General features: G+C 40.8%; 8 protein-coding genes. 2 read left to right on the top strand and 6 right to left on the bottom strand.

Annotated elements, in window-relative coordinates; genetic code table 11:
* The first annotated feature begins 44 nt into the window (after positions 1–44).
* Together RMY31_RS34025 and RMY31_RS34020 are read left to right on the top strand one after the other, a co-directional pair.
* The gene (locus RMY31_RS34025) at positions 45–932 is read left to right on the top strand and encodes a hypothetical protein (protein WP_322658648.1); all 888 of its coding nucleotides are present in this window, start codon (positions 45–47) and stop codon (positions 930–932) included.
* A 425-nt stretch (positions 933–1357) separates the two neighbouring features.
* Positions 1358–6988 carry an AAA family ATPase gene (locus RMY31_RS34020; RefSeq protein ID WP_322658649.1) on the top strand — a complete coding sequence of 1877 codons (5631 nt, stop codon included), beginning with the start codon at positions 1358–1360 and terminating at the stop codon, positions 6986–6988.
* 149 nt (positions 6989–7137) lie between these two features.
* On the opposite strand, the gene RMY31_RS34015 is transcribed toward RMY31_RS34020, so the two are convergent.
* The 6 genes from RMY31_RS34015 to RMY31_RS33990 all read right to left on the bottom strand — a co-directional run bounded on the left by RMY31_RS34015 (position 7138) and on the right by RMY31_RS33990 (position 13842).
* Positions 7138–8529 (bottom strand): cytochrome P450, encoded by a 1392-nt coding sequence (locus RMY31_RS34015; RefSeq protein WP_322658651.1) that lies wholly within the window; start codon positions 8527–8529, stop codon positions 7138–7140.
* A 31-nt stretch (positions 8530–8560) separates the two neighbouring features.
* A complete protein-coding gene (locus RMY31_RS34010) occupies positions 8561–9550 on the bottom strand; it encodes a terpene synthase family protein (RefSeq protein WP_322658652.1) in 990 nt (329 codons plus the stop codon).
* A 1314-nt stretch (positions 9551–10864) separates the two neighbouring features.
* Entirely contained in the window at positions 10865–11626 is a 762-nt protein-coding gene (locus RMY31_RS34005) for a hypothetical protein (protein WP_322658653.1), read from the bottom strand.
* Between the two features lie 276 nt (positions 11627–11902).
* A complete protein-coding gene (rpsU, locus tag RMY31_RS34000) occupies positions 11903–12097 on the bottom strand; it encodes a 30S ribosomal protein S21 (RefSeq protein WP_096551447.1) in 195 nt (64 codons plus the stop codon).
* 123 nt (positions 12098–12220) lie between these two features.
* The gene (locus RMY31_RS33995; RefSeq protein ID WP_322658655.1) at positions 12221–12526 is read right to left on the bottom strand and encodes an RNA recognition motif domain-containing protein; all 306 of its coding nucleotides are present in this window, start codon (positions 12524–12526) and stop codon (positions 12221–12223) included.
* A 458-nt stretch (positions 12527–12984) separates the two neighbouring features.
* Positions 12985–13842, bottom strand: a complete 858-nt coding sequence (locus RMY31_RS33990) for a 3'(2'),5'-bisphosphate nucleotidase CysQ (protein ID WP_322658656.1) — start codon at positions 13840–13842, stop codon at positions 12985–12987.
* Positions 13843–13847: the final 5 nt, after the last annotated feature.

Genomic DNA, 13847 nt, shown 5'->3' with positions numbered 1-13847 from the left:
CACTGTTGACATTTAGATAATAAAATCACAATGAGGAGATTTTTGTGAGCAAACCGATTTTTGAGTTGGTCGATCAACTTCCAACTGGCGGCTTGACTATTTCTGTGTTGAATGCCCTTGATTTTGTCGCTCCTGGCCAGTGGCAAAATACTGTTGGCTTTGTCAATACCATTAAAACTGTCACTGGTGAAACCGACGAAGATTTAATTCAGCAAATTGGCGAACGAGCGATTTATCTTTACAACGATCGCTCTCAAGGATACCAAACAGCCTTGTGGCTCTATCAAACTGTTGATAGCACAGATAAAGCCCTTGGTGCAGCAGCTTTAGCTAATAAAGTTGGTGAGAAAATACCCTTATTGGGTTTTTTAAACTCCGTTACTCCCAAAGCTGACAAAGCTCAAACTATTGATTTGTCATTGAAATTAGTTGCTGAATTAGTCGCCTTCTGCCAAATTAACGGCATTCCCGGAGACAGTATTGGAGATTTTGTTGCATCTTTGGGAGAGTATAGTGGCGAGTCACTGATTCGGATGGTGGCATTAGTTTGCATCGATGGTTTGATACCCCTAGGACCAGATTTCATCAGCAAAGCCATATCTGCACTGAATCAGACAAACCCACAGGAGTTAGAACAAAACTCAACTTTCCAAGGCATCAAAGATGCAATTCCTGGTAGCAATGCTAGTAATAAACTCAACTTCATCGGCGAAAGCTTTGACTCAGTTAAAGGTTGGATGAGTGGACTAGTTAGTGGCAACAATTTAACGCCACAAAAGGTTGTCCACCACTTGCAAGGATTTGTCGAAATTGCGGATGACAAATTGGACTACTTGGCAGCATTCTTAGATGTATCTACAAATTATTACGAACACACAGGTACGCAAACTTTGGCACGTCGCTTGATTGAACGAGCAGTAGCTGAAATTTAGGACAATGCCTAATGGGTAATAGTTAATGGAGCAAGTGGTTATCAAGAAAGAAGTTAGGAGTTGGTTATTTCTGCCTTCTGCCCTCTGACTTGAAAGTGGGTGTAGGGGTGTAGGGGAGGCAGTGCGTTGCGGAGGTTCCCTCCGTTGTAGCAACTGCCGTGAAAATACCATTTTCATGCATGGTGATGAAAATTTTTTCATCGGGACTGCCTTCTTCTTCAATAACTATTACCCATCAGTGAACGATACTTAATCTTTCAGATAAAGTGACTTTATCTGAAAGATTAAACTTGACCTAGTAAAAAATCTAACATTTTGTTGTAATTTATTTTTATAAAAACTTAGTTTTATGGTGATATCGGCTGATACTTAGAGCCAGTATCAGGGAATACTAAAGCAGAAAACATACTGTGAGAAGTGCTGCAATGTTAGTATTATCCGATACAATATTTACCATTCCCGGATATCGCATTACCGAGCAGATTTACTCGGGCAGCAAAACCCTAGTCTATCGAGGTATCAGAGAACACGACCAAAAAAGTGCGATCGTTAAACTGATGCGGAACGAATATCCTACCTTCAATGAAATCGCTCAGTTCCGCAATCAGTACACCATTACCAAAAACCTAGATAATCCGGGAATAGTCAAACCCCTAGGTTTAGAGAACTACCGTAATGGCTACGCCCTAGTGGTAGAGGATTTTGGGGGCATATCGCTCAAAGATTGGGGACAAGGGAACAAGGGCAAACAAGGAAATGGCTTAGCCTTAAGAGAGTTTTTCCACATTGCCATAACAATAGCATCTACCCTAGAGCAATTGCATCGCGATCGCATCATCCACAAAGACATCAAACCTGCCAACATCCTGATCAAACCCAACACTCTGGAAGTCAGACTGATTGACTTCAGCATTGCCACCCTGTTACCACGAGAAATTCAATGCCTTACCAATCCCAACGTGTTAGAAGGGACGCTAGCTTATATATCCCCCGAACAAACGGGACGAATGAACCGAGGTATCGACTACCGAAGTGACTTTTATTCCTTGGGTGTCACTTTTTTTGAACTCCTCACCGGACATTTACCCTTCACACCCACAGATCCGATGGAGTTAGTATACTGCCACATTGCTAAACAACCACCCACGGTCAGCCAGATTAACTCCAATATTCCGCCAATAGTGTCTTTAATCGTTCACAAGCTGATGGCAAAAAATGCTGAAGACCGCTATCAGAGTGCCTATGGACTGAGGTATGACCTAGAAGAGTGTCGAAACCAATGGCAACATACAGAAAAGATAATACCTTTCGAGTTGGGAGCGCGGGACATCTCGGATCGTTTCCTCATCCCCGAAAAACTCTATGGTCGCCAAAAAGAAGTAGAAAAACTACTTGCAGCTTTTGAACGCGTTAGTAAAAGCACAACAGAAATCATACTAGTGGCAGGTTTCTCTGGCATTGGTAAAACAGCAGTAGTCAACGAAGTCCACAAACCTATTGTCCGGCAGCGCGGTTATTTCATTAAAGGGAAATTTGACCAATTTCAACGCGATATTCCCCTATCTGCATTGGTGCAAGCTTTTCGAGACTTAATTGGGCAAATACTGTTGGAAACAGATGCTCAAATTCACAATTGGAGAACCAAGCTTCTTGCAGCATTGGGCGAACAAAGTCAGGTAATTGTTGATGTGATTCCCGAACTCGAACTGATTATTGGCAAGCAACCAGAAGTCACAGAACTTTCTGGAAGTGCTGCCGAAAATCGTTTTAATTTATTGTTGCAAAGATTTATTCACGTCTTCACTGCTACAGAACATCCCTTGGTAATATTTCTCGATGACTTGCAATGGGCAGATACAGCTTCTTTAAAATTAATTCAATTATTAATCAGTCAAACCAAATCTTCTGGGCTTGTAGGTGAAACGGAGAAGATAAACGGCACTCAGGGAGGTTTTCTACTGATTGGTGCGTATCGAGATAATGAAGTGACAAAGGCACATCCACTCGATTTAACGCTCAAGGAGATTCAAAAAACTGGAGCCAGCATTAGTACCATCACCCTAACACCCTTAACACAGAGCGATTTAAACCGTTTGATTGCTGATACCTTGAAGTGTCCAGAACAAATTGCGATCGCCCTCACGCAAATGGTGTATGCCAAAACCAAAGGCAATCCTTTCTTTTCTCATGAATTCCTCAAGGCTTTGCATAAAGACGGACTAATTGAATTTAATTTTAATTTGGGTTATTGGCAGTATGATTTAGCAAAAATCCAGGCATTAGCTCTTACAGATGATGTGGTTGAATTTATGACAATTCAACTCCTGAAGTTGCCAAAGCAGACTCAGCAAGTCCTCAAGTTAGCAGCTTGTGTTGGCAACCAATTTGACTTAAAAACTCTTGCCATTGTACACGAAGAATCTGCGGTAGATACAGCCTCAGACTTATGGCCAGCGTTACTTGAAGGACTAATTTTACCACAAACTGAGGTGTACAAGTTAGTTGAACAAAATAGCAATGACCAAATCATAAGTCTACAAGGCAAAGAATTTAACCATGGTAATTACCCAACATTTAAATATAAATTTATCCATGACAGAGTACAGCAAGCAGCTTATTCTCTCATTCCCAAACAACAAAAACAGGCAATTCATCTCAAAATTGGGCAACTACTGTTGAACAATACCCCAGTTTTAGAACGGGAAGACAAGATTTTTGAACTGGTAAATCAGTTCAATATAGCAGTACCATTAATCAATATTCCAAGCGATCGCGAGCAGCTAGCTCAGATGAATCTAACTTCTGGACGTAAAGCTTTGGCATCAACAGCTTATCCCGCCGCGCTCAAGTATTTAACAACTGGAATTAAACTACTTACAGGTGATACTTGGGAGACCAAATACGAATTAACCCTAGCTTTGTATGAAACAGCAGCAGAGGCAGCATACCTAGCTGGCGACTTTGAGCAAATGGAGCAATTAGCAGAGGTAGCACTGCAAAAAGCTCAAACACTGCTAGAGAAAGTGAAACTTTATGAAGTCAAAATTCAAGCTTATGGGGCGCAAAATCAAGCACTAGAAGCAGTGAACACTGCATTATCATTTTTGAAGTTGTTGGGGGTGGGGTTTCCTGAAAATGCCAGCCAGTCTGATGTTCAGCTAGCAATGGCAGAAATAACATCAAATCTCATTGGGAGGAGCATTGAAGACTTAATTGATTTGCCAGAGATGAGGGAAGCCCAAATAATGGCAATTATGCGTATTCTATCGAGTGCAACATCTCTTTCCTATCAAACTAATCCTAACCTGTTCCTGCTGATTATTTTTAAACAAGTTAACTTATCGCTCCAACATGGCAATGTACTATTGTCTGCCTTTGCCTATGTTAGTTACGGATTTGTACTCTGCGCTATGGGAGACATTGAGTCTGGTTATCAATTCGGCAAACTGGCTTTCAGTCTATTGACTAAGTGTAATGCTGAAAAAGTTACCATTAAGACCATGATGGTCTTTAATACAGTTATTCGACATTGGAAGGAACATAGTAGGGAAATATTGAAGCCTCTGTTAGAGTGCTACTCTGCTGGACTAGAAATGGGAGATTTAGAATATGCAGCTTATTCTATTAACAATTATTCCTACTCTGCATATTTTATTGCTAAAGAACTGACAGGGCTGGAATCAGAGATGTCAAATTACAGCCATGCCATCCGTAAAATCAAGCAAGAAACAGTATTTCACTGGAATGAAATCTATCGGCAGACTATCTTGAACTTGTCAGGGGCTGTGGAAAATCCTAGTCGTTTAATTGGTGAAGCTTACGACGAGGAAAAAATGCTACCGATTCACCTTGCAGCCAATGATGTCATAGGGCTTTTATATTCATATGTCAACAAACTACATCTGTGTTACTTATTTTATGAGTTTCCTCAAGCTGTTGAAAACAGCATTTTGGCAGAAAAGTATTTAGGTGGTGGTACAGGACAACTGGTTATTCCTTTTTTCCATTTTTACGATTCTTTGGCACAGTTGGCAATCTATGCTGATGCAGACGATTCTGAGCAAAAGCGCATTCTCGATCGAGTACAAGCCAATCAAGAAAAGATGCAAGACTGGGCGCATCACGCCCCGATGAATTACTTGCATAAATTTTACTTAGTGGAGGCGGAGCGGTATCGAATTCTCGGTCAATATCTCCCAGCAATGGATGATTACGATCGCGCCATCACCCTTGCTAAAGAAAACGAGTACATCAACGAAGAAGCACTAGCGCACGAACTAGCTGCTAAGTTCTATCTTGAATGGAACAAACAGAAAATTGCTCAAACCTACCTGACGGATGCCTACTATTGCTACGTCCGCTGGGGAGCAAAAGCCAAAGTTGACGACTTACAACAACGCTATCCTCAATTACTTGCTCACATCATCCAGCAAGAAAAACTGAAACTCACACACAGAGATAAAACTACCACTGAACCAAGCATATCCCTATCTAGTCTTATTACTCACGAAACAGTTGTCAGTTCTAACACCAGCATTTCTCAGATGCTGGACTTAGCATCTGTGATGAAAGCCTCGCAAGCGCTATCTGGAGAAATCGAACTAGAGCAACTACTTTCTACCTTAATGGCAGTAGTGATGGAAAACGCTGGCGCATCTAAGTCTGCGCTGATTTTGAGTGAAGGCGATCGCTTGGGCTTAAGTGTCACCGCAGTTAGTTCCAATTCGACTTTGGACTGCATCTCTACAGAATTTCCATCAACTCATCTAGACTCCAGTGGCGATGTCCCCATTACTTTAATTAACTACGTTAAACGCACCAAGGAAATTTTTGTCATTGACGATGTCAAAGGTGTGGATTTCCTCTCTAGCGATCGCTATATTATTCGCGAGCAACCCAAGAGTCTACTGTGTATCCCAATTATCAATCAAGGTAAATTACTGGGTATTCTTTACCTGGAAAATAATCTGACGACGGTGGCATTTACACGCGATCGTGTCGAAGTTCTGAAACTCCTTACCACTCAAGCCGCGATTTCTCTAGAGAATGCCATCCTCTATAACAATTTGACCCAAGCGAATCAACACTTAGAGGAATCTAACCATACATTAGAGGAGAAAGTAGCCCAGAGAACAACGGAACTTAACGACAAAAATCAACGCTTAGAACAAGCACTCTCAGAATTGCAAAGTACCCAAAGCCAATTGATTCAAAGTGAAAAAATGTCTTCCTTAGGGGAAATGGTGGCGGGAATCGCTCATGAAATCAATAACCCGATAAATTTTATTCATGGCAACATTACTCATGCTAGTGAGTATGTGCAAGATTTGCTGGATTTGATCGCTATTTATCAACAGGAATACCCCAATCCTTCGGCTCTAGTTGAGGATAAAGCTTTAGAGATTGATGTGGATTTCCTGGCAGAAGACTTGCCCAAAATTCTCGATTCCATGAAGGTCGGGAGCTCACGCATTCGGAATATTGTTCTAGGCTTACGGAATTTTTCCCGCCTAGATGAATCGGAAATGAAACCAGTAGATATTCATGAAGGCATTGATAACACCTTAATGATCTTGCAACATCGACTCAAGGAAAAGAGCGATCGCCCGGAAATTGAGGTGATTAAGAAATATGGCCAATTCCCAGAAGTGAGTTGTTATGCTGGTCAATTGAATCAAGTATTTATGAATATCCTCAGTAATGCGATCGATGCTTTGGAGGAGTCATTACTTAATAGTCAACAGTCAATAGTCAATGGACTGGGGACTATTGACTGTGGACTTTTGATTAAACCGCAGATTCGCATTTGCACTGAGCTAAAAGACTCGAATACGTTGAGGATTCGGATTGCTGATAACGGTCGTGGCATGACTGCCAAAGTATGTCAGAAAATTTTTGATCCATTTTTTACCACTAAGCCCATTGGCAGTGGTACGGGATTGGGGTTATCAATTAGCTATCAAGTTGTTGTGGATAAACACAAGGGCCAGTTAACCTGTGATTCTACTATTGGAAAGGGGACTGAGTTTGTGATTGAGATCCCAATGCAACAGTGAGATGGTTGTATTAGTAATTTACACCCGATAATGCTGGTGGGGTCAATAATAAGGGTTTTCCCCAACCCACACCAGCGCAATTCTCGGTTCTCCGCATCCCTGCGTCCTTGCATCAACTTTAATAGATAAGTCATCAACCGGACATGATACTAGTGAACCGCTAAGGGGATGGGTGTAGTCACCGGAGACTGACGACGCTCGCGCCGCCCTGTAATTACCAATTTGATTCCACTAGTCGGTGCAAGGGTAACACCTCGACGTTGAGGCCGTACTGGCCGCCGTTCGACTAGTGCTAGTTCATAAGTAGACAGAATTTTTGCCAATACTACCTTCATTTCAAACATAGCCATCGCCTCACCAATACAGCGACGAACACCACCAAAGGGCATAAATTCATAGGGAGTAAATTGGCGTTCTAGAAAGCGCTCTGGTCGAAACTCCTTGGGTTGGGGATATAGATCCTCACGCTGATGCATAAGATAGATGGAGCCAACTGCTACTGTACCTGGCTCTAATGAATATCCCAGTATTTCCACGGGTTCTTGCACTAACGTGGGCAAAGTCAACATCACAATCGGGTAGATCCGCAAGGTTTCATTGCAGATAGCGGTGAGATAAGGTAGCCGGAAAATGCTCATGGGGTCAGGGGAATCACCGAGTGTATCCAATTCTTCGAGCAGTTTCTCCCGGACTTCAGGCTTGCGGTGAATCCAATACAATGCCCAAGCCATTGCTGTTGCTGCGGTTTCATATCCACCAAACATCAGGGTTTTGATTTCATCGCGCAACTCTTCATCAGTCATCGGTTGTCCGTGTTCATCTGTTGCTTCCATCAACAACGAGAGGATATCAATGCGATCTGGATCGGGTTGTTGGCGACGTTCAACAATTTCAGCGTGGAGCAATTCATTTACTTGCTGCCGTTGGCGCACAAAACCCCCCCAAGGACTCTTAGCTCCTAAATCTTGTTGGAGAAAGGGTAACAACAAGAAGCTAGAAGTCAGCGGCGAGTCAAAGACATCTAACATCGACACCATTAACTGCATGAGTTGTTGGCAACGTTCTCCCTCATGCAAGCCAAGGAGAACCTGTGAGATCACTTGTAGTGAAATCTGCTGCGTCGCATCACGAGCCTGGAAGGTCTGGTCTATTGGTAACTGACTAAAGACTTTTGCGGCGATATCATAAAATAGCTGACCGTAGGCTCGCATCCGGTCTCCATGAAACGAGGGCATTAAAAGTTGTCGCCGCCGTTTGTGGGGAGAACCTCCTAACATGATCAGTGAATACTCCCCTAGTATGGGTTGTAAAATTTGGTTGAGCTTACCATCGGCTGCAAACTTGTTTCTCTGGCTGGTTAAAATTTGCTGCATTGCCTGAGGATGGCTCACAAATACCAGGGTGTTACCAAAACCAACTACTTCACCAGTGAAAAGGTCAGGATATTGCTGCGCTGAGCTTTCCATATATCCCATAGGATCAAAAATCCATTGGATCTTCTGGAGCAAAGAAGGGGTTTTAATACGATTGGGTAGTTGCATGAAAATTTTTCCTTGCGAAATTGCCGAAGTATTAAACTATGATTGCTGGAGCCATACCAACAGCTAAATCCAGCTTTTCTGTAGATTGATAGCGACCAGAGTGAGAATACCAATCGAGGTTGCCACGTATCCAGGCATGACATCCTGATATATATTTTGCAAGTTGAATATCTATTTCTTCTCCAAAAGATGGAATAGTTGCTTCTAAATTCATCATCTTTTGTACTTCTTGATTGTGCATTTGGGCAGCACGCTTAATGGCTTGTTCCAAAGGAAGTTGCTGTTGATAATGCAGTACCAATACTAGGTTATGAACATCTCCACTTGCCATTTCTCTGTGTGCAGAAAAAATATCGTTGCACCAGGCAAGAATGTTAATTGTCATCTCTTGCAGTTTTTTAACGATGTCGTGCTTTCGTAAAATATCGGGAATCATAAATGGATTGAATAATTCAATCCACAAAAGAATTAGATCCCCTGCCACGCTTAATCTTCGTAGCTGAGTATAGCTTTCAACGTTGGGTATAATTCCCTGAGCGCGGTTGGTTGCTTCCAAAACACATCCATCAAAGAAGTCTTCAAAGCTGCAAACGACACGATGCAATAATTTTGCACTCCCTGTTACCAGCATTCTCTGCCGTATATCTCTTAAGGCATAAGTAAGAGGTATATCCTCACTCGTTAGTTCTGCTCCATTGAAGATTTCCAGAAACCTTTTGTAATAACTCTTGAGCAATTCAGGTTTTTTTCCTAAATCTGACATGTCCCACTGGTCATCCCAAATAAATAACCAGCTCAACCAGTCATTTGCAATTTTCAGTTGTTCAAGTTGGCAGTCAGGGTAAGTACTTGCGGCAAGCCAAGAAAATTTTGCTTTGCTGAAACGCTGATAAACTGATTCATCTCGTAAGAGGTTGAAGCGCAGTACCCATTCAAACGCATAATCTTCTAAAACATCAGCATCCTTATTAATCTGAGGTGAAAATGGGCAGTATAAATCCGGTAAAATTAAATTGTTCATAAAAACTCCATTTTTTACAGAGAAACAGAATCAATTTGCTTCCTGATAGCGGTTAGCAGATAATAGCGTCACTCTCTTATCTGCAAATCCTGTAAAATGGCATTATTAATGATTTCAACTCCTAATTGAAATTCTAGTAACACCATATCTAGGTTTTAGCTATGACAGAAAGTTGTAAGCACTGAACTCTAACTGAAACTGAACTCTATTTGGAGATATTTGTTTAAATCTGCAAAACAAATTGCCAAAGGATAATGCAGATAAAAAGCCGATATTTGTCGGGAAACTATGCTTTTGTATTACTGAAACTTGATGAATGGCGCTTGAGGGAACTTTACTTATTTCAACGTTTTAGCGCCTCATATTTGAGTGCTTTAACTTTGACAAAAACTGACTCTTGCACACATCTTATAGGGTATAAAATTCACATTTCCTGCTAACTAATCCTAAATTAACTGTGAAATCTTTTCTTCACTCTTTTCGCGCCTTTTGCGTCCTTGAGATTAATTTGCGGCTTGCCGCTGCGCGTTTATTTCAAAAAAGTATTTTCACAACTCATATAGGGTTACTGTATGTGCAATCTGGTATAGATTGCGTTTAGTTACGTTTGCATGACGGAACTTAACTTACTTCAGTATTTTTTAACATTTTTATGAAAAAATATATCCGTAATTTTCTCTAACTTTTTAATAAAAACTAAATAATATATATATAGTGTTATAAATATTACTTTTCTTGAAATAACTACCAACTATATTTCAGTATTTATACTTGCTGTTTTATCTCTTAAAAATTAGATATATTGCCTTCAAGGAAACTAGGAAAAGGTTTAATCAATTTTTCAAATAACGTTATGAAATAGTATTTTTTGTATTATTAATAGCTATTTAACTAAGTATTTATACGTATATGTCATGAAATCGTAACATATACAGGATGATAAAACATCTTTTTTGACGCAGAATTGCAAAAAAAGGACTGACAATTTTAGCTTCTATCTTATGGCGTAGACATTTTTATATCTAATAGCAGATGCAATTGGATATAAAAACTTAAGTAACAAATCATACAATAAAAAATATTTTCAATATTGCCCTCAAAACTAAGCATAATTAACGATGACAAATTATGAAAACTTGGTGTGATTTACTTCTAGAATTTTAAAGAAAAAGTAAAAATTTTAAACCTCGAGAGTAAAGAAGCAGCCTTTTAATAAAGCTGGTAATTTAAAACCCAAAGTTGAGATCGGTCACTACAAAGCGATCGCCAGACTAAGCCTGACGATTGAGTGCTGCCAGTAATCAACTATGCTGGCTAGATGGGCAACTTCAAATTTGCCGCGATCGCAGATAAGTAAGGTTGAAAAATTGCCAAATTTTCCAGTTTCTCGAACTTACCTGTTACAGAGCCTGGGTCAAAAGCTGTATTGATTACGTAAAGCTTTGTACCATCAAAGGCAACATGACCAATATGTTGCTCTTGTACTCCGCCTTCTTGTTTGAGTCCTATAAACCCGTAGCTTATTCCCTGAAGTTTACCAACTGATGACTGTTGCGGTGGGTAGGCTGAAAAAACAATTTTGTTTCCATAGCTAGTCTGACGGTCTTTCGCTAAAGTAGCGTATAAATCTGCAACCCAATCTCTGAGTGCTTGTGATACTTGGGTTTGGTATTTGGGACTTTGGTAGTCCACCTTGGAACTGAGTGAAATACCAGCTACTGTGAGATTTTTTTGAAAATCTGGATTGTTTTTTACTGGGTAAACCCCAATTTCAACCGTACCTAAAATTTCTCCTTTTGAGGAGACACACAACAAAGGTGCATTTCCCGGACAAGGAGCAACTTGCCAACCATTGGGAGTAGCAATTTCACCTAAAATTTTCTTCCAAATATTTTCCTCTACCTGATTGGGAGTTATTGAAGGAGTGGTTTGAGGAGAAATACTTGGAGTCGCCGTTGTTACAGGATTGGGTTTTTCCACTCTCGTAGTAGAAAAGTAGGGGAGAACAAATTTAACTCCCAATGGCATTAAAACCAGTAGAATAGCACCAAACAAAAGATGATAAACGCGTAACATTTTTCTTGAAAATCCAGAGCCAGAGCTTTTATACAAGCTGCATCTACGATACTTTGTGAGTATACATGAAGATACATCTAGATTGCTTTGAATTCTGGCATAGAAAATTCAACTTCAGAAAGTAGTTGTATTTATATATTTATAGATTTAAATACGTATTCCGCAGTAGCGCTGTCTTTTCATAAGAGCGCTACTACGAACATTCAGTTGATTTGTGTTTGCCTAATTACTTACGGACTACTACACGAAGTCGCAGAGGAAATTATTTTTGAGGTGTTATCTGTAGCGAGAACGGTTCCTACGACTTTGTTTGTGCCTAGCAACTGCTTTACGTTTCTCTTTTTCTAATGGCGTCTCGAAGTGACGCTTTTTCCTCATATCTTGGAAAATTCCGGCTTTAGAAACTTCACGTTTAAATCTTCGCAAAGCTGACTCAATACCTTCATTCTCCCCCAAAACTACTTGTGTCATTCTCATTCCTCCCCAATATGGATGAATAGTTGAAGACTAGAGACAAAATAAAATATTCCAGCAGAATCGAGCCTTTGGCTTTACCTGCTGGAGACTCTAGATGTTAAATTATCAAGTTAAAACTTAGTATCGACGATTACTACGGCCACTGTTGCCACCCCAGCTACCACGAGGAGAACTTCTTTCTTCACGAGGTTTAGCCTTGTTCACTTTCAGATCGCGTCCCATCCACTCAGCACCATCAAGTGCTTCAATGGCAGCAGTTTCTTGAGCTTCTGTTTCCATTTCTACAAAAGCAAACCCACGTGGACGACCTGTCTCTCGGTCGGTAGGTAGTTGAACCCGATTAACTGTTCCATACTCAGCGAAAGCCCTCTTCAGGTCCTCTTCAGTGACCTGATAGGATAAATTTCCAACGTAAATTGACATAAAATGTCTCCGAATTTAGAGATTGAAGAGAGTTAAATTCGGAGAGACGCTTTTTAGAAACCAAAACGAGTAACTCAACCGAAAATAATCCTTATATCCAACAGTATAGCACAGCCCTAGAATATCTTCTCACACGCAGTAGCTTTCAAAGATAAGACTTTATAGGGTATGTTTGAAAATCTGCCAACAAATGGCTTATGTCACTCTTTTAAATGCAAATGAGTGACACTTATCTATTGGCTAGAAGTTTGGATTTTGAAAATTAGACCGTAAAATTTAAGGATTTTTTATCGGTGAAACAATTTTATCACAATAGACTCTCACAAAGCAGCGGATTTACACACTAATTCTCTCGTACTGCTACAGTTAATTCTTGAGATAGTCCGGTGAGTCCAGCACTGCAAAGAGAAACCCTACCAAGAGCGCTGATTCACCGCAACGGAGTGCTGTATTAGCTTTTAGTCATTGGTTAATGCTAATACCCTTTCTGCTTCTCTACATAATATCTCATGATACTGGCCGTTACTGGCAAGCAAACCACCCCATTGATTGATATCACCTGTGTTGTACTGCAACAAAGTACCGTCAAAGTGGGTAAACTTTCCCCCAGCTTCTGTCAAAATCAGTTCCGGGGCAGCTATGTCCCAGTCTTTGGGGGCAGTCTTGTGGGAAAGGGAAATATAGACATCTGCCTGTTGTTCGAGAATGGCGGCAATTTTGCAACCTACACTACCAACGGCTTTTTGATTTTGACAAGGCAGGTGTTGGAGTAAATAATTTAGCCGTACATTGCGGTGAGAGCGACTAACGACTACAGTCAAATCCTCAACTCGTTTGCCTGACGAAAGGTGTAAAGGAATAGATCCGTCATGGGTTTCCACAAATGTACCCCCGCCTTTAGTAGCGTAGTACAACTTTTCGGCTTCAGGCAATGCCACCACTGCTAAGACTGGGCGTGTTTCCTTGATTAAAGCAATGTGAACTGCATAGTCTCCAGTTTTGTCAATAAAGTCTCGCGTACCATCTAAAGGGTCAATAATCCACACCCAAGTAGGGTTATAAGGCGTTGTGTCTCTAGGCGATTTGTAGGTTTCTTCGCTGATGTAGGCAAAATCTTCATTACCCAAAGCTGCTTGTAGCTTATCCAAAATGTATTGACTCACAGCCACATCCGCAACAGTTACAGGCTCATTCTGTTGATATTGTACGTTGAGGCTGGGGTCTTTTGCAGTTCCGTGGTAGTACGACCTTAGTATATCTGCTGCTTGCCAACCCACTTCCCGCGCGATCGCTAATATTTCTTGTAAATCTTTCATTAATT

It is taken from the genome of Dendronalium sp. ChiSLP03b, assembly GCF_034531165.2.
Lineage (GTDB): Bacteria > Cyanobacteriota > Cyanobacteriia > Cyanobacteriales > Nostocaceae > Dendronalium > Dendronalium minutum.
The sequence above is the reverse complement of the archived record's forward strand: the minus strand, read 5'-3'. Positions and strand labels throughout refer to the sequence as shown.

What these genes read in the sequence shown, in the direction of transcription:
- RMY31_RS33995 (WP_322658655.1), bottom strand. Translation starts at nt 12,526, where the DNA reads ATGTCAATTTACGTTGGAAATTTATCCTATCAGGTCACTGAAGAGGAC.
- RMY31_RS34020 (WP_322658649.1), top strand. Translation starts at nt 1,358, where the DNA reads ATGTTAGTATTATCCGATACAATATTTACCATTCCCGGATATCGCATT.
- RMY31_RS33990 (WP_322658656.1), bottom strand. Translation starts at nt 13,842, where the DNA reads ATGAAAGATTTACAAGAAATATTAGCGATCGCGCGGGAAGTGGGTTGG.
- RMY31_RS34005 (WP_322658653.1), bottom strand. Translation starts at nt 11,626, where the DNA reads ATGTTACGCGTTTATCATCTTTTGTTTGGTGCTATTCTACTGGTTTTA.
- RMY31_RS34015 (WP_322658651.1), bottom strand. Translation starts at nt 8,529, where the DNA reads ATGCAACTACCCAATCGTATTAAAACCCCTTCTTTGCTCCAGAAGATC.
- RMY31_RS34010 (WP_322658652.1), bottom strand. Translation starts at nt 9,550, where the DNA reads ATGAACAATTTAATTTTACCGGATTTATACTGCCCATTTTCACCTCAG.
- rpsU (WP_096551447.1), bottom strand. Translation starts at nt 12,097, where the DNA reads ATGACACAAGTAGTTTTGGGGGAGAATGAAGGTATTGAGTCAGCTTTG.